The 15,470-nt window shown below is 46.1% G+C and carries 19 protein-coding genes and 1 pseudogene; 2 read left to right on the top strand and 18 right to left on the bottom strand.

What is annotated here, in order from left to right; translation table 11 throughout:
* Window positions 1-339: 339 nt before the first annotated feature.
* From JGK22_RS29175 to JGK22_RS29135, 9 genes are all read right to left on the bottom strand, one after another.
* Entirely contained in the window at window positions 340-957 is a 618-nt protein-coding gene (locus JGK22_RS29175) for a transglutaminase family protein (RefSeq protein WP_293208858.1), read from the bottom strand.
* Between the two features lie 81 nt (window positions 958-1,038).
* Window positions 1,039-1,476 (bottom strand): O-acetyl-ADP-ribose deacetylase, encoded by a 438-nt coding sequence (locus JGK22_RS29170; RefSeq protein WP_293180629.1) that lies wholly within the window; start codon window positions 1,474-1,476, stop codon window positions 1,039-1,041.
* Window positions 1,477-1,561: 85 nt separating this feature from the next.
* Entirely contained in the window at window positions 1,562-2,419 is an 858-nt protein-coding gene (locus tag JGK22_RS29165; RefSeq protein WP_293212189.1) for a hypothetical protein, read from the bottom strand.
* A gap of 161 nt (window positions 2,420-2,580) precedes the next feature.
* Window positions 2,581-2,859, bottom strand: a complete 279-nt coding sequence (locus JGK22_RS29160) for a type II toxin-antitoxin system PemK/MazF family toxin (protein WP_293190696.1) — start codon at window positions 2,857-2,859, stop codon at window positions 2,581-2,583.
* On the bottom strand, window positions 2,853-3,101 hold the full coding sequence (locus JGK22_RS29155; protein WP_293190694.1) for an AbrB/MazE/SpoVT family DNA-binding domain-containing protein: 249 nt from the start codon (window positions 3,099-3,101) through the stop codon (window positions 2,853-2,855). Before JGK22_RS29155 ends, JGK22_RS29160 begins: the two co-directional genes overlap by 7 nt.
* A gap of 195 nt (window positions 3,102-3,296) precedes the next feature.
* Window positions 3,297-3,521 carry a hypothetical protein gene (locus tag JGK22_RS29150; protein ID WP_293180617.1) on the bottom strand — a complete coding sequence of 75 codons (225 nt, stop codon included), beginning with the start codon at window positions 3,519-3,521 and terminating at the stop codon, window positions 3,297-3,299.
* 22 nt (window positions 3,522-3,543) lie between these two features.
* Complete coding sequence (locus tag JGK22_RS29145) at window positions 3,544-3,726, bottom strand: type II toxin-antitoxin system RelE/ParE family toxin (RefSeq protein WP_293180794.1); 183 nt, start codon at window positions 3,724-3,726, stop codon at window positions 3,544-3,546.
* Window positions 3,674-3,844, bottom strand: coding sequence for a type II toxin-antitoxin system RelE/ParE family toxin (locus tag JGK22_RS29140; protein WP_293180614.1), 171 nt, complete (start codon window positions 3,842-3,844; stop codon window positions 3,674-3,676). Before JGK22_RS29140 ends, JGK22_RS29145 begins: the two co-directional genes overlap by 53 nt.
* Window positions 3,845-4,099, bottom strand: coding sequence for a hypothetical protein (locus tag JGK22_RS29135; protein WP_293180611.1), 255 nt, complete (start codon window positions 4,097-4,099; stop codon window positions 3,845-3,847). It lies immediately after the preceding gene.
* Window positions 4,100-4,479: 380 nt separating this feature from the next.
* Between JGK22_RS29135 and JGK22_RS29130 the strand changes: the two genes are divergently transcribed.
* Window positions 4,480-6,033 carry a radical SAM protein gene (locus JGK22_RS29130; protein ID WP_293196402.1) on the top strand — a complete coding sequence of 518 codons (1,554 nt, stop codon included), beginning with the start codon at window positions 4,480-4,482 and terminating at the stop codon, window positions 6,031-6,033.
* Between the two features lie 191 nt (window positions 6,034-6,224).
* Here the strand turns inward: JGK22_RS29130 and JGK22_RS29125 are convergent, their stop codons facing one another.
* From JGK22_RS29125 to JGK22_RS29105, 6 genes are all read right to left on the bottom strand, one after another.
* Window positions 6,225-6,425 (bottom strand): DUF4926 domain-containing protein, encoded by a 201-nt coding sequence (locus JGK22_RS29125; RefSeq protein WP_293233389.1) that lies wholly within the window; start codon window positions 6,423-6,425, stop codon window positions 6,225-6,227.
* Window positions 6,426-6,431: 6 nt separating this feature from the next.
* Window positions 6,432-6,776 carry a XisI protein gene (locus JGK22_RS29120; RefSeq protein WP_293233391.1) on the bottom strand — a complete coding sequence of 115 codons (345 nt, stop codon included), beginning with the start codon at window positions 6,774-6,776 and terminating at the stop codon, window positions 6,432-6,434.
* Window positions 6,764-6,886, bottom strand: coding sequence for an element excision factor XisH family protein (locus tag JGK22_RS33360; protein WP_366026978.1), 123 nt, complete (start codon window positions 6,884-6,886; stop codon window positions 6,764-6,766). The genes JGK22_RS29120 and JGK22_RS33360 overlap by 13 nt, the downstream gene beginning before the upstream one ends.
* Window positions 6,870-7,190, bottom strand: a complete 321-nt coding sequence (locus JGK22_RS29115) for a S1 RNA-binding domain-containing protein (protein ID WP_293314302.1) — start codon at window positions 7,188-7,190, stop codon at window positions 6,870-6,872. Before JGK22_RS29115 ends, JGK22_RS33360 begins: the two co-directional genes overlap by 17 nt.
* A 6-nt stretch (window positions 7,191-7,196) precedes the next feature.
* Window positions 7,197-7,547 carry a hypothetical protein gene (locus JGK22_RS29110; protein WP_293314300.1) on the bottom strand — a complete coding sequence of 117 codons (351 nt, stop codon included), beginning with the start codon at window positions 7,545-7,547 and terminating at the stop codon, window positions 7,197-7,199.
* 92 nt (window positions 7,548-7,639) lie between these two features.
* Window positions 7,640-7,840, bottom strand: a complete 201-nt coding sequence (locus tag JGK22_RS29105) for a DUF4926 domain-containing protein (RefSeq protein ID WP_293314298.1) — start codon at window positions 7,838-7,840, stop codon at window positions 7,640-7,642.
* A gap of 102 nt (window positions 7,841-7,942) precedes the next feature.
* Here JGK22_RS29105 and JGK22_RS29100 point away from each other — a divergent pair, with 102 nt between their 5' ends.
* On the top strand, window positions 7,943-8,659 hold the full coding sequence (locus JGK22_RS29100) for an aspartate/glutamate racemase family protein (RefSeq protein WP_293233395.1): 717 nt from the start codon (window positions 7,943-7,945) through the stop codon (window positions 8,657-8,659).
* 250 nt (window positions 8,660-8,909) lie between these two features.
* Here the strand turns inward: JGK22_RS29100 and JGK22_RS29095 are convergent, their stop codons facing one another.
* The 3 genes and pseudogenes from JGK22_RS29095 to JGK22_RS29085 form a co-directional block, all read right to left on the bottom strand.
* Window positions 8,910-9,476 carry a transposase gene (locus JGK22_RS29095; protein ID WP_293233397.1) on the bottom strand — a complete coding sequence of 189 codons (567 nt, stop codon included), beginning with the start codon at window positions 9,474-9,476 and terminating at the stop codon, window positions 8,910-8,912.
* Window positions 9,477-10,106: 630 nt separating this feature from the next.
* A complete protein-coding gene (gene gltB / locus JGK22_RS29090) occupies window positions 10,107-14,702 on the bottom strand; it encodes a glutamate synthase large subunit (protein ID WP_293314296.1) in 4,596 nt (1,531 codons plus the stop codon).
* A gap of 305 nt (window positions 14,703-15,007) precedes the next feature.
* A pseudogene (locus JGK22_RS29085) lies at window positions 15,008-15,470 on the bottom strand (IS701 family transposase); the annotation flags it as partial.

Here is a 15,470-nt window from a genome sequence, read left to right as displayed (position 1 = left end):
TACAGTGCGAGCGTCCCCGCTCGCGTGCTTGTACAAGCACGCGAGCGGGGACGCTCGCACTACCATAAAAAATGCTTCTTGCAAAACTGAGATGCTCCCGATATTTGAACTTGATTTGGTTCTATGATTCTTGATTTACAGTCAACTAATACTGTTTTATAATTCTCGGAGAATCGACCTTAACAACCTCGGAGCGACGTGAAAAAAACTTCCCAAAAGCCTCAGCTTGTTGCTGAGGCTCGCGAATTAAATAACTTACAAATTTAATTGTTATTGTGGGACGGGCGGGACACACCACAAACTTCTGTAAGTTATTTAATTCTCATTTTTGAGTGATTTCTAGTCGATCGCAAGACCGTATTTCTGTGCTGACTCTAGAGAAACGTCTGGAAGATTGAGCAGCAGTTTATCCCATGTAATGTGATTTTGTAAAGCCTCTACAACTACTCGCAGCGGCTCAGATAAAATGGTTTGAAAGTCTGCTTCTTCAGGAAACTGAATTTTAAATGCTAATTGCTCTTGAGGAGGTGTGAATTGAGCATTAACATTGTCGCGATTTCCTCTTGCATCAATGCGATACCAGCCTACTTTGGGTAAGTAAACTGCATTGAAACCGTGCAAGGTGTAGGGCGCACCTTTGTCATCAAAGCTCAATCTTTGGTAGCAAAAACCTGCGGGAATGTTGTTGGCCCTCAGCAATGCTGCTAATAGGTGACTTTTGGCAAAACAATAACCTGTTTTGTGCTTTAGTACATCGGATGCTCGACAGGTGACGGGATTCATCTGATAGTCGTAGCTGTGGCGAATTTCGTCTCTAACCCACTCAAAACTAGATTGGGCGATCGCCTCTGATGTATGATGTTGTGATGCTATCTTGTTCGCGAGTGCTAAAATTGCGGGATGATCGCGATCTATAATGTCAGTCGCTGCTAAATAGGTTTTGATTTCTGGAATCATTTTTCTGATAGCCTTTCTGCCTGAGAACTGCTACAATCTTCTCATAAACCTGATGATTCTCCCAATCGAAGCAGCAAAAAGTTATGTTTTGAGGAGCGCCGTTTTTTGCATTTCTTCGTAGCAGATTTTGACTGCAATCTCACCTGCTAAATCCTTAGGATATTTGTAAATGCCGGTGCTAATGCAAGGAAATGCGATACTCTCGAACTTTTGCTCGATCGCGATTTCCATACATTTGCGGTAACATTGGGCTAAGAGTTCGGGTTCTCCGCAGTCGCCTCCTTGCCATACGGGGCCTACGGTGTGGATGATGAAGCGCGCAGGTAAGCGATATCCTTTTGTGAGTTTAGCATCCCCGGTTTTGCATCCTCGGAGCGATCGACATTCGTCAACAAGTTCCGGGCCTGCTGCTTTATGGATTGCGCCATCTACTCCACCACCTCCAAGCAAACTGGTATTTGCAGCATTGACGATCGCATCTACTTTCAGTTGTGTGATGTTGCCTAAAATAACTTGCATAAAAATAATTAAGCTTTAAAAGTCCATACCTATAATGATACAGAGAGAGTGGGTGCGATCGCAAAATGAACAATTTGGAATCGCATCAAATCCCAGATTCAGTACAAGCTAGATTCAAATCATCAATCAACCCCAATCGTTGCGCCCAGTCTGTTAAGTAACCCCGATCCAAATGCTCAGATTGGACTTTCAGAATTCCCAAAACATCATTCCATTGTTTTTGAGACTTAGATTGTTGCCGCCAGAGCAGTTTTGCCAACACAATATCTTCAGGAGAAGCAATCCAAAATTGTTCTACACCAGCTTCGTCAAGGGCTTCTAGTCGTCGCCTTGTCATTTTTGAGCGATCGAACTCAGTATCAGAATTCAGCACGAGATCGGCGTTTAATACGGAAGTCATGTGAGTGATACTCAACACCATGCCTCTGCCCTCTTGAATATCTTCTACCGAACCCGGAGGGCAGTAAAAACCAGCCGTTTCTAGTGCTTCAACTAATCGAAAAATATTATCCCGGAGTAATTCAATTACTAAATCTAAATCCCGTGTCGTTCTAGGATCGCCATAGACAGAAGCGGCAACGCCTCCTGTAATATAATAAGGAATAGATAATGTTTGAAAAATTGGGTGCAACAGTCGGGCGATGTGGCTGGGGTCTTGCGTCCACATAGAGGGTTCACTGGTGGGGGTTAAAATTGGCAGCCATTTGCTACGTAAGATCGATCGGGCAAATCGCTCTTTGTAAGTTGAGGGACAAGCTTTTTTCATGCCGCGCAAGCTAACAGTTTTTGCCCAACGATTTAATTTTACCCCTATTTGCCAGCGTTGGGAATTGGTGAGTTGTCGCAGTAGGTAGAAATCAATTGCATCAGCTTCAGGAGTTTTATCATCTGACTGGGGACGATATCCAGGTTTGATGGATATTTTCGGTATGGATTGAATCATTTTGCTTGTTGATTTCCCTAGTTCTATACATGATATCAGTTAACAAGTCTAACCACATAATTGCCGTATTCTTGATGATCAACTACTCATCAAGAATCATATTTTCAAACAAAATAGGTTCAATTCTCTTCAAGACTTCTTTAACTAAATCTTCTGGACATTCACCGATCGAACTTGCTTGCCTTGCGCGATAATCTTGCATAACGTAGTTGATCTGTCATAATTACACCTGTCACCGCTTCACCTTCTGGAATGGGAACATAAAACGGATTTTTTCGTTGTGTGGTGCTAATCGGACAGACAAACACAAACCCCATTTTTTGGTTAAATTTAGTTTGACTCACAACCAGTGCAGGTCGAGTACCCATTTGTTCGTGTCCGGCTTGAGGATCGAAATTGAGGCGAATAAAATGACCTCGTTCGGGGATGTAGTTTACCAAACTTCTTCTCCTTCTGGTTTCCCCCAAGAGATTTCTTCGCTGGGTTCTATTTCGCCTGCCAATAGTTCATCTAGGGTATATTTGGAAATTTTCTGATTTACAGGTTCTATGACCATTTTTCCATTTTCTATACTGCAAATTACGGAATCATCTGCTTTCAGATTGAACAATTTTACAATATAGTCTGGTATTGGCAAAGCTAAGGAATTACCCAAGTTGCTGAGGTGTATTTTTGCTGTCATACATTTGCGATTTTAATGCTCAGGTTTATCTATTATAACCGCTAGATAAGGTTGGGCGCGATCGGGCGCAGGGGTTCAGAAACCGGGTTTCTTCGTAAAATCTCGTGGGGAGGCGTCAATTGTCGCAGAAACCCGGTTTCTTGGATTTCGCGGGGGGACTCAGAAACGGGGTTTCTTCACAAACCTAGTCAACTATTAAAGTTGAAACAAGGGGAGGGTTTGTCCGGTAATTGCCTCATGGAAGCCTTGCTGAATCCCTTCGAGGACTGTTTCAATGGGGTCATCATCAGGATCGATGTCAGTATCTTCCGGTACTAAAACAATAATCCTAACGTGGCTGTGGTTGGCAAAAGCAAGGGGGCGATCGATACAAAGCATTCCTCGATCGTCAATTTTTCCAGTAGTTTCAATCGCTTTCATAATATCAGAAACTCGATACAGTTCACTCAGAGAATAAATCTTCTAAATCTCGGTAGCCGCTAACAACCCGCAGAACTTCAATTCCTGCTTCGATCGCACTGTAGAAAATTAGGTAATCATCGATCGGAAAACTCCGTACATTTTCCATTAACTCATCCCGATTGCGTCCCAGAAGGAGGAAACTTCGAGAGAGTTTGACACTTATTGTTAATTCTGTCCAGAAAGCTTTCTGCTGCATCAAAACCGCTGCGATCGGCAATATAGTCCATAATGTTTTCTATATCCCGACTTGCCGGAACTGTAAATCTACAAATCTGATTCATCTATCTGCTTGCGTGCGTGCGACGTTGTTGCAGCTTTAAGCGCAAACTCCGAAACATATCTTCAGCATTAATTACTTCACTTCGATCGGCCGCATCCATTCCCAGACGAATTTCTTGCTGGAGTTCTTTGAAGCGTCCTTTATAAATATGCTCCCATTTATCTGACTGCAAGAGTTTGATGAAAGCTAAGACTTCTTGTTGCTGGTCTGGCGATAAGACCTTCACATTTTCCAAAATGGCTTGTTCGACGGTCATAATTATCCCTTTTTTTTGATTGTTATTCTACAATCTAGTAACAACATTATATCGCACGGGTGGCTTGACAGCAATTCAGGGGTGAGTTCAATTGCGATCGGTTGTCGATCGCTCAATTAAATCGCAAATAACTTCCAGGTAGCGTCGCAACTGCTACAGTATTTCCCAACAAATCGAAAAACTAAATGATTAATAAAATAGTCAATTTGACTCATCTCATCTAGATTAATCTATTTTTATGCTATCGTCTGATTTTATTAAAGAGTAGCTCACCGACTTGTGCTACCGTCTAGGGGTTGCGATTGGCTTCCCTGGTGTCGCAGGCGATCGCGAGCCGGAAAAAATCCCATCCTCTTATCCCACATTCCCAATCCTCCATTATGATAGCTAAAAACTCTCCCACAATTGGACTGATTGAACCTCCAGCAACGGGACTCTATGATGCAGAAGGTAAAAATTGGACTTCTTTATACAGACATCGTTCCTTAATCAGCAAGCAAGTTTTGATTCCTGACTTGCAAGCAGGAGGATTTGATGCCCGATTGGTCAACCTCAGAGACGACAATTATAGTGAAGAATTTGGGGAGATTGTCTGGAAAGGGATGACCCTGCGGAAAACTTACGTTGGGGGCAAAATTGCTGCCCTAGATCCCCAGGCCTTCGATGCTTGGGGCATTACAGTGAATTTCTCCCAAGACCGTCAAGTCACTTGTATGGTGATTGAGCATCTGGCTAAGGGAGGTCGTCCCATTGTCGTTGGTGGGTCGGATGCTTTCGCTGAACCGCACCACTACTTGAAGGCCGGCGCAGCAGCAGTCGTTCAGGATAAATCTGGGGCAGCGAATTGGGCTATTTTTGACTATGTACTGGGAAAAACCCCACGAGAAGAACTCACGGGTGTCATTCTCGCAGATGGTAGACAGTATCCCAGGAAGGCTAAAGCCAAAAGTCCAGAGGAGTGGGCACTACCATCGGTGGAAGTGGCGCGGGAGTGTTTAGGGACACTGCCCAATGTCCAGGGAACTGTTCCAGTAGGTTCGTTGGTAGCTGACATTGGTTGCGATCGCACCTGCGATTTTTGCATGACACCTACCTACGGCACTGGCTTTCGGAGAATGTCTCCTGAAACATCCCTCAAATGGTTGGCGATTCAGAAAGAAGCGGGGGCTCGATCGATCAATATCGGTTCCGATCAATTCCTCGCCCGTGGACTCTTTCCTGAGGGGCGACAAGAGATCCTCGACATTACCAATGGTGCGCGGGAGATGGGAATAACTCTGATGTGGCCCAATGGTTTAGAACTGAGGAAAACAACTCTGGGAGCTGGGCGTAACTATGAAAGCAGCGACCTCAGACCTGACGAAGAACTGATTGAAGCACTGTTTGGCTGGGACGGCAAAGTCGGTTGTCCTTTGGCTTATATCCCTGCCGAACGTCCCGTTTTTGGACGAGAAGCTTACAAGAAGCTCCTTCCTTGGCAAGAGCATTGTACCTTGATGAAATCTGTGGTCAGAACTGGTGTACCTGTGATTGCTTATGGGATCATTATCGGGCTACCCGACGATGACCATGAGGACTTGTTACTTCTTGAGGAAGCCATCTCAGAATTGGTCGATGAACTGGTAGAGATTAACCCGCAATTGGAATTTCAGACTTCGTGCTACAGCATTATTCCCTTGCCCGGAACTCCGCAATCTTATGACTTACGGAAATCAGGAATGCTACAGTTTGAAGACCCCTGTCTTTGGGGGGTATGGACAACGACTTCCAATACTAAGCACCTTACCTACGAGCAGGTTTCCGATTGGCAAATTCGTCTATCTAAGATTCGGAGATCTCCGTCTGAATTTACCAACTATAACGGCGAATATTCAGCGATGGTTAGTGACGCTTCCTCCGACGACTCAAAGGTTGTGTTGGCGAATTTGAACTAAACACCGCTCGTGGGAGATTACATCGGCGAATTTGCGAGCGAGGATCAAGAAAATGAAGAGGAATCTGAGGTATAATCAATGCCTTTTTGACGCTTAGCAGAACGCTCGATTTCCCAATGTACAAGCGATCGCCCCAAACCCGGTTTCTCGGATTAGCGTGCGGGTTTCAGAAACCGGGTTTCTGTGACAATTCAAATTGCGGGCGATCGCAAATAACTTCCAGGTAGCGTCGCAACTGCTACAGTATTTCCCAACAGATCGAAGAACTCAACGCTATAACCTATTTCTAGTCCTTCAATGTGATGCTGTTCGACCACTGTACCGATATCGCCGGTATCAAGTCCTTCTTCTGGAATGTTGCACAGCAAGATGACATCTGAATAAAGTTTCATAAACTGCTAGGAAACTACTGCAAAATCGGTGTATTGCCGCATTCCAGGCTCGTGAAATGCCAAGACAATATCTTCCTTGGGAACTCCTGCACGCACCAAATCCGTTGCAATCCCATCTTCTGTCCAGTCTTCCTCAATCCAGAATTTACGATCGCGAATCCGAACATATACAGTCATGCCGGTAATTCGTTCTCCCTTTTGCCAGCCCAGATTCATCCACATATAATGACCGTTTTGTTCGTCGGTAATTAAGAATGTTTCGATGTCTGGTTGAGGACGGCGATTAGACAATTCTACATACTCGGTTAAAATCCGTTTGATTAGCTTGGGATACTCGGTTAGTTTATCCATTGTACTATTTCCTCTACTTCTGTATTGACGACAATTAGCGGAAGTTGATGTCTGTTTACAATTAATTGAATCGCATCTTGAGTGAAGAAGGTTCTATAGCTGACTTGCAACAGGAATTTTTAACTTGACAAGGGCTTTTTGTAGAACACTGGGTTTAACGCTCAACCAAACTTGTTGGCGATCGTCTTTAGTGTAGCCAATGACAACAGCACCAACAGGCGAATCAATATCGGGATACATTTCTGGTGTCATCGAGCCGGTATCGAGAAAGTCTGAAATTTGAATAAGTCCTTTTACCTCTGCATCGCCTAGATTGACAAAAACTCCAAAAGGTTTATGAAATTCAATCTTGCCGTATATGAGTTTTCCAAGTGGATACTTGGACTCGATCGAGTTCCAAAATTCTTGATTCATAGTCAACTATTGCTGTTTTAGGATTCTAGGAAACTGATTCAAAATGGGAAAAATATTGTGCGGGATTGCTAGTTCAATACTTGGGCCGCCCTGATAGAATCTTTCCAGTGGCTTAAATGTTATCTCGTAAGTTTGCTTGTCTATTATCACCTCCAATATTCCTTGCTGGTAATGATTGTTATATTCTTCAGCCAGACTTCTCGAATCGGGGGCTGCGAAGTAGCATTTGCCATTTTCGTAGGGTGGATTGTGTGGAAAGTCCGCTGGCTGGAAACCATCTTGCAGTAATTTTTGCGCTAACCCTGGTTGGGGAGCTTTATAAATTGTGACTGTCTGAGTAGAATTATCTGATGTCATCTATCTAGTAACAACATTATATCAAACGGGTGGGGCAACAGCAATTCGAGGGTGAGTTCAATTGCGATGGGTTGTGTAGCGGTTGCGATCGCTCAATTAAATCGCAAATAACTTCCAGGTAGCGTCGCAACTGCTACTGTGTTTCCCAACAGATCGAAAAACTCAACGCTATAACGTGTTTCTAGTCCTGCAACGTGATGCTGTTCAACAACTGTACCGATATCGCCGGGAGAAAGTCCTTCTTCGGGAAAGTTGCATAGTAAGATGACATCTGAAGAAAGTTGATAATTCATATTGAAACTTCATTGTAAATCTTGTCACGGTTCCGATTGACCTTAAGTTGTGGTAATCTAGAATGATTGTAGCCGATCGTTTTAGTCATTTGAGGAGCCACCATGAAAACAATTGGGCTAATTGGGGGAATGAGTTGGGAATCTTCTATTGAGTATTACCGCATTATTAACGAGGTCACCAAGAGCAAGCTTGGGGGATTGCATTCTGCTAAAAGCGTGATGTACTCAGTTGACTTTGCAGAAATCGAGGCTTTGCAACATCAAAGTCGTTGGCAAGAAGCAGCAGGTTTGATGGTTGCAGCAGCACAAAGCCTTGAACGGGCAGGAGCCGATTTTATCGTTCTCTGTACTAACACAATGCATAAACTTGCGGATGAGATTGAGGCAAATATTCAAGTTCCGTTTCTCCATATTGCGGATACGACGGCTGAGAAGATTCAGTCCAGTGGCATTCAAAAGATCGGCTTGTTAGGTACTCGTTTTACGATGGAGCAGGATTTCTATCGAGGGCGACTGGTTGATAAATACGGGATAGAGGTGCTCATTCCAAATGATGATGAACGAGAGGTGGTACATCGAGTCATTTATGAAGAACTATGTCTTGGAATTATCAATCCAGAATCGAGGAAGCAATATATCGAGATTATGAATAGCTTAGTTGAATCCGGTGCAGAAGGCATTATTTTAGGCTGCACAGAGATTGAGTTACTAATTCATACTGGAGATGCTATGGTTGGATTGTTTCCGACAACGAGGATTCATGCAGAAGCAGCAGTAGAAAAAGCAACAACTGCGGTACTTATTTGCGATCGCAAATAACTTCCAGGTAGCGTCGCAACTGCTACAGTGTTTCCCAACAGATCGAAGAATTCAACGTTATTTTGGGGCTGTTGGTAGGGGGTGAGAAACCGGGTTTCTTCCTGAATCTGGGTGGGGATTCGGAGATTGTCGCAGAAACCCGGTTTCTTGGATTTTGGGGCGATTCGTGGGGAGTTAGAAACCGGGTTTCTTCCTGAATCTGGGTGGGGATTCGGAGATTGTCGCAGAAACCCGGTTTCTGGGACTTTGGCTATTCTTCAAAGGTTAGATGCTGGATTAATTTATCGCTAGTTAAGTCTTCTAAAAAGTAGCGATAAGCGTCTGCTGACTGAAATTGCGATCGCACTTCATCTATTTTAGGTAAACTCCCCCGACGCAAATCAATATATTCTTGATAGCTGGAAAATTCCCAATCTTCGGCTTTTTTAACTATATTAGCTGAAACTGGGTTTAAGTGAATATAGCGAGTGAGGTGCAATAAATACTCTTCTCTATCTACATGAATTGCCCCAAACCGTCCCTGAAATAGTGAACCTACCCTTTGATAGCGTTTATTGATAGCTTTAGCATAAGAGAGAGTAAATGTCTGCATCAGTTTGGAAAAACGATCAGTTTTCAGGTAAACTAATAAATGATAGTGGTTCGGCATCAAACAATAGGCAATAATATCGACATCATTCGTAACCAGATGGTTTCTTAATTGGCGTAAAAAATAAATATAGTTTTGTTGTTCAAAAAAAATGAGCTGACGGTTATTACCTCGGTTATAAACATGGTAGTAATTACCCGCTTGTAAGATAACTTCACGACGTGGCATATGGCATATCGGTGGGTAGGTGAGGGAACTGGTGGGGGGTTAGAAACCGGGTTTCTCACCCAAATCTTGGCATCCTCACCAAGATTATCGCAGAAACCCGGTTTCTTGGACTAGGCGCGGGGCTCAGAAACCGGGTTTCTTCCTAAATCTTGGTGGGATGCCGAGATTGTCGCAGAAACCCGGTTTCTTGGATTGTGCGCGGGGGTTCAGAAACCGGGTTTCTCACCCAAATCTTGGCATCCTCACCAAAATTATCGCAGAAACCCGGTTTCTTGGATTGTGCGCGGGGGCTCAGAAACCGGGTTTCTTTCCTAAATCTTGGTATCTTCACCAAAATTATCGCAGAAACCCGGTTTCTTGGATTGTGCGTGGGGGCTCAGAAACCGGGTTTCTTCCTAAATCTTGGTGGGGATGCCGAGATTGTCGCAGAAACCCGGTTTCTTGGACTTTGGGGTGATTAGTGGGGGCTCAGAAACCGGGTTTCTTCCTAAATCTTGGTGGGGATTCCAAGATTGTCGCAGAAACCCGGTTTCTTGGACTTTGGGGTGATTCGTGGGGAGTTAGAAACCGGGTTTCTTCCTAAATCTTGGTGGGGATGCCAAGATTGTCGCAGAAACCCGGTTTCTTGGACTAACTTCCACCAATCCGGGCCACATCACGAGCGTTTTCTTCAAATGCAGCCGTCAGCGCATCATCACCGCTTAAACCCGCAGCGATCGCCCTTTCAATGGCCTGCAACACCCGCTTATAATCCTTCGGCATCACCTTCACAAACACCGGCAACATCCCATCCCAATTTGCCAAGACTTTCGCCGCTTTCGCACTTCCAGTCAAATCAAAATGAGTCTGAATCAACTCCCGCAAATCGCTAATTTCCTCAACATCCTCCAGTTTTTCCAGCGCCACCATCGACATATTGCAGCGAGTTGCAAAATCACCGGCCTCATCCAAAATGTAAGCAACGCCACCACTCATTCCCGCTGCAAAATTGCGCCCGGTTTCGCCCAAAACTACAACTTTGCCGCCAGTCATGTACTCGCAACCGTGATCGCCGACACCCTCGACTACTGCGTTAACGCCGGAGTTACGCACCCCAAAACGTTCCCCAGCCAGCCCTCGGATGAAAACCTCGCCAGATGTCGCTCCGTAAAGCACTACGTTGCCGACGATCGCGTTTTCCTCTGCGACAAAGGTGGAAGCTAACGACGGGTACAAGATGATTTTGCCGCCGCTGAGGCCTTTGCCCAAATAGTCGTTGGCTTCGCCTTCGAGCTCTAGGGTGACTCCTTTGGGTACGAATGCGCCAAAGCTTTGTCCGGCGCTGCCTTGGAAGTGCAGGTGCACCGTGTCATCGGGCAAGCCTTCCCAGTGGCGTTTGGTGATTTCGTTGCCGAGAATTGTGCCGACAACCCGGTTGATGTTGGTAATTGGGAGTTTGGCGCGGACTGGTTTGCCGTGTTCGATCGCACTTTTGCACAAATCCAGCAGTACACTGAGATCGATCGACTTTTCCAAACCATGATCCTGCGCCATCTGACAATAGCGCCCAACATCCGCCCCAACTTCCGGCTGATACAGGATGTTCGAGAAGTTCAAACCCTTAGCCTTCCAGTGTTCCACCGCTTGTTGCGCTTCCAAAACATCGGTGCGCCCGACCATTTCATTCAGCGTGCGGAAGCCCAACTGCGCCATGATTTCACGGACTTCTTGGGCGATGAATGTCATAAAGTTTACCGTGTGTTCAGGATCTCCGGTAAAGTTTTTCCGCAACAGGGGATCTTGTGTCGCAACGCCGACGGGGCAAGTGTTCTGGTGGCAAACGCGCATCATGATGCAGCCCAATGTCACCAGCGGTGCGGTGGCAAAACCGAATTCCTCTGCACCAAGCAATGCAGCAATTGCTACATCGCGGCCGGTTTTGAGTTGTCCGTCGGTTTCCACGGCGATTCGGCTGCGGAGATTGTTGAGTACCAGGGTTTGGTGAGTTTCGGCCAATCCCAACTCCCAAGGTAATCCGCAGTGTTTGATCGAAGTTTGGGGTGACGCGCCTGTACCGCCGTCGTAGCCTGAGATCAGCACGACATCGGCGTGGGCTTTGGCTACACCGGCTGCGATCGTCCCAACTCCGACTTCCGACACCAATTTGACGCTAATCCGCGCTTCCCGGTTGGCATTTTTCAAGTCGTGAATCAATTCTGCCAAATCTTCGATCGAATAAATGTCGTGGTGAGGCGGTGGCGAAATCAAGCCGACACCGGGAGTCGAGTGCCGTACCTTGGCAATCCACGGGTATACTTTTTTACCGGGTAACTGCCCGCCTTCTCCGGGTTTTGCCCCTTGCGCCATCTTGATTTGAAGTTCCCGCGCTTGGGATAAGTACAAGCTGGTAACACCGAAACGCCCGGAAGCAACTTGTTTGATCGCACTGTTTTTCGAGTCACCGCGATCGTTTGTCCAAGTATAGCGATCTGGATCTTCGCCGCCTTCACCAGTGTTCGATTTGCCACCAATGCGGTTCATCGCTACGGCTAGAGATTCGTGGGCTTCTTGGGAAATCGAACCATAACTCATCGCCCCGGTTTTGAAGCGTTTGATAATAGATTCAATCGGCTCAACTTCCTCGATCGGAATCGATTCCCGCTGCTTGAATTCCAGTAAACCGCGTAGGGTAAAATGCTGTTGACTTTGTTCGTTAACCAGCCCAGAATACTGTTTAAAAAGTGGATAACTTCCTTCGCGCACGGCTTTTTGTAGGGCGTGAATGGTTTGCGGGCTGAACAAGTGGGCTTCGCCTTCCTTCCGCCATTGGTATTCGCCGCCGACATCGAGGGTGTTGCCGCTGGATGGGCGATCGGGGAAGGCGTGAGTATGGCGTAAAATCGCTTCTTGGGCGATGACTTCGAGGTCTACTCCGGCAATTCGCGATGCTGTCCAAGTGAAGTATTTATCGACTACGGATTTGTTTAAGCCGATCGCCTCAAATATCTGAGCACCACGGTAACTTTGAATGGTGGAAATCCCAATTTTCGACGCAACCTTAGTCACGCCTTTGGTTGCGGCTTTCACGTAGTTTTTGCAAGCTGTTTTGGTATCAACATTTACCAGCAAACCTTCGCGGATCGAATCTGCGATCGTCTCAAAAGCCAAATACGGATTGATCGCACCGCAACCATATCCGATTAAAGTCGCAAAGTGATGAACTTCGCGCGGTTCGCCGGATTCGAGCACGAGCCCCGCCCGCGTGCGCGTACTTTGGCGGATCAAGTGGTGGTGGAGTCCCGCAACTGCTAGCAATGCTGGAATTGGAGCGTTTTCGGCATCGATTCCCCGATCGCACAAAATGAGAATATTCACCCCAGAGGCGATCGCGCGATCGGCTGCGGCAAAAACATCTTCTAAGGCTTGTTCCAAACCTTTTACTCCAGTTTTGGGGTCGAACAAAATCGGTATCGTAATCGACTTGAAATTGCCTTGGGAAACGTGTTTGAGTTTAGCCAATTCTTCATTGCTGAGAATTGGTGTTTTCAACTCAATCAAATGACAGCTTTCTGGTTCCGGCTTCAGCAAATTGCGTTCAGATCCGATCGTAGTTTCCGCAGAAGTGACAATCTCTTCGCGGATCGAATCAATGGGCGGATTCGTAACTTGAGCAAACAGTTGCTGGAAGTATTCATAAAGCAACTTTTGCCTGTTCGACAAAACGGCAAGCGGCGTATCCGCGCCCATCGCGCCGACAGCTTCGACTCCATCCCGTGCCATTGGCGCTAACAGCAACCGCAGTTCTTCAAAGCTGTAGCCAAAAGCCATTTGCTGCTGTAATAGATCCACTGCCTTCTTGGGAGAGTTGGCTGAATCTACGGGCGCATCCGGTAGCGTGGCAATTTCTACCATATGCTTATCAATCCACTCGCGATACGGATGTTCGGAGGCAATTTGATGTTTAATTTCATCGTCAGAAATTATCCGGCCTTCTGCTGTATTAACTAAGAACATCCGGCCTGGTTGCAAACGGCCTTTTGAAAGAATTCGTTCCGGCGCGATCGGCAAAACACCCGCTTCCGATGCCATAATTACTAAGTCATCTTTGGTAATGCAGTAACGAGAAGGACGCAAACCATTGCGATCGAGCACAGCCCCGATCGATGTACCATCAGTAAACGCGATCGAAGCAGGCCCATCCCAAGGTTCCATCAAACAGGAATGGTATTCGTAGAAAGCCTTTTTCTCATCACTCATCGACTCGTGGGCTGTCCACGGTTCGGGAATCATCATCATAATGGCATGAGGCAAAGAACGCCCGGCCAAAGTCAGCAATTCCAAAGCATTATCAAAAATAGTTGAGTCGCTACCTTCGACATTGATTAAATTGGGGATTTTCTTTAAATCATCGCCGAATAGTTCCGACTCAAACATCGATTGCCGCGCGTTCATCCAGTTGATGTTGCCGCGCATGGTGTTAATTTCGCCGTTGTGGGCGATGTAGCGGTAAGGGTGCGATCGTTCCCAACTTGGAAAAGTATTGGTGCTGAAGCGCGAGTGAACCAGTGCTAGAGCGCTTTCCATGTCGGGGTCGTGTAGTTCGGGATAATAATCTCCAACTTGCACCGGCATCAACATTCCCTTGTAGACGATCGTCCGGCATGACAGTGTGGAATTATACCAGTATGGGTCTTTGTCTGTCCTGCGAATCGCATTGTGGGCGCGTTTGCGGATCACGTATAGTTTGCGCTCAAAAGCCGCCTCGTCCATACCTGGGGTGCGGCTGACAAACACTTGCTGCATAAATGGTTCGCTAGCTTTGGCGGTGTCGCCCAGAGACGAGTTATCTGTGGGGACATCGCGCCAACCGAGCACGGGACATCCTTCTTCGGCGGCGATTTCTGCAAAGATGCGTTTGCCGTTTTCCCGTTGAGTCCGATCGCGCGATGAGTAAATCGCACCAACACCGTACTCGCCGGCTGCTGGAAGTTCGATGTTTTCGGCTGCGGCTGCTTTCTTCAGAAACTTGTGGGGCACTTGCATCAAAATGCCCGCGCCGTCTCCGGTATTGGCTTCGCAGCCGCACGCACCCCGATGGTCAAGATTTAACAGGATTGTCAATGCCTGTTCAACTATTTCGTGGGATTTGTTACCCTTGACGTGTACAATAAATCCGACTCCGCAAGCATCGTGCTCGAACTGCGGATCGTACAGCCCTTGTTTTTGTGGCAGTCCGTTGTTGTTCATTTTGATGTATCTCTCAAAGTGGCGAAAAGATTTTGATCTAGAGTAGAGCGTGGGATGGCGATCGACCTAGTATCCAGGGTAAGCGCACGTTAAATAGTAGCTCAGGATACAGATTAATAAGCCAGATACTGAAGTTAAAGGTGCAATGCTAAAGGTTTGTGAGATTTCCCCGCTTCGAGGCTGACACAAGGTGACACTCTCTGGGTGTTCCCACCTCTTGGTTCCCGTTATGTCTCAAGGATTTGCGCCCGCTGTTGAACTGACCACACAGGAGTGCGGTTCCCTTAGCGGGACTTAAACAAATTTTAAGCCCAAACAAGGCCTAAACTGGCTTTATAAGCGGAGAATACGTCCCAATTTTGGTTCAACCATTTCACAAATCTAAAAGATATGGCTGTCCGAAATGCTTCGAGTGCATCATTAAAAGTGTTTAAAGGTTTGTTTGCCCATTGGCGCCTTAATCCTCCTGTTAAGGTATGCCAGAGAATGAAAGTGTAAGCACAAAACACCATAATGAAATGTCTTTTTAGGCTGATTTCATCTCTGACTTGATATTCATTTAAGCCCAACCAGCCCTTGGCTTCCCGATAGAAAACTTCAACCCAATTTATGAGTGAATAAGTTTTTACTATCCACTCCTTTGTCGCTGTTGATACGTCAACATTACCGATCAAATAATCTATTTCAGTGGCGGTATCGAAAGTTTCTGCATTCATGACGATGGCCATTACTTTCTTACCCGTGCATTTTGATAATTCGACGAATTGA

The organism is Microcoleus sp. PH2017_08_TRC_O_A, from assembly GCF_020738665.1.
Taxonomy (GTDB): Bacteria; Cyanobacteriota; Cyanobacteriia; order Cyanobacteriales; family Microcoleaceae; genus Microcoleus.
Note: the sequence above shows the minus strand (reverse complement) of the source record. Positions and strands in the feature narration are given on the sequence as shown.

Coding starts and splice junctions, on each gene's coding strand:
- JGK22_RS29175 (WP_293208858.1), bottom strand. CDS start 957: ATGATTCCAGAAATCAAAACCTATTTAGCAGCGACTGACATTATAGAT.
- JGK22_RS29140 (WP_293180614.1), bottom strand. CDS start 3,844: ATGAATCAGATTTGTAGATTTACAGTTCCGGCAAGTCGGGATATAGAA.
- JGK22_RS29155 (WP_293190694.1), bottom strand. CDS start 3,101: ATGACAGCAAAAATACACCTCAGCAACTTGGGTAATTCCTTAGCTTTG.
- JGK22_RS29120 (WP_293233391.1), bottom strand. CDS start 6,776: ATGGATAAACTAACCGAGTATCCCAAGCTAATCAAACGGATTTTAACC.
- JGK22_RS29170 (WP_293180629.1), bottom strand. CDS start 1,476: ATGCAAGTTATTTTAGGCAACATCACACAACTGAAAGTAGATGCGATC.
- JGK22_RS29150 (WP_293180617.1), bottom strand. CDS start 3,521: ATGAAAGCGATTGAAACTACTGGAAAAATTGACGATCGAGGAATGCTT.
- JGK22_RS29105 (WP_293314298.1), bottom strand. CDS start 7,840: ATGAATTATCAACTTTCTTCAGATGTCATCTTACTATGCAACTTTCCC.
- JGK22_RS29130 (WP_293196402.1), top strand. CDS start 4,480: ATGATAGCTAAAAACTCTCCCACAATTGGACTGATTGAACCTCCAGCA.
- JGK22_RS29100 (WP_293233395.1), top strand. CDS start 7,943: ATGAAAACAATTGGGCTAATTGGGGGAATGAGTTGGGAATCTTCTATT.
- JGK22_RS29165 (WP_293212189.1), bottom strand. CDS start 2,419: ATGATTCAATCCATACCGAAAATATCCATCAAACCTGGATATCGTCCC.
- JGK22_RS29135 (WP_293180611.1), bottom strand. CDS start 4,099: ATGACCGTCGAACAAGCCATTTTGGAAAATGTGAAGGTCTTATCGCCA.
- JGK22_RS29125 (WP_293233389.1), bottom strand. CDS start 6,425: ATGAAACTTTATTCAGATGTCATCTTGCTGTGCAACATTCCAGAAGAA.
- JGK22_RS29115 (WP_293314302.1), bottom strand. CDS start 7,190: ATGAATCAAGAATTTTGGAACTCGATCGAGTCCAAGTATCCACTTGGA.
- JGK22_RS29110 (WP_293314300.1), bottom strand. CDS start 7,547: ATGACATCAGATAATTCTACTCAGACAGTCACAATTTATAAAGCTCCC.
- JGK22_RS29095 (WP_293233397.1), bottom strand. CDS start 9,476: ATGCCACGTCGTGAAGTTATCTTACAAGCGGGTAATTACTACCATGTT.
- gltB (WP_293314296.1), bottom strand. CDS start 14,702: ATGAACAACAACGGACTGCCACAAAAACAAGGGCTGTACGATCCGCAG.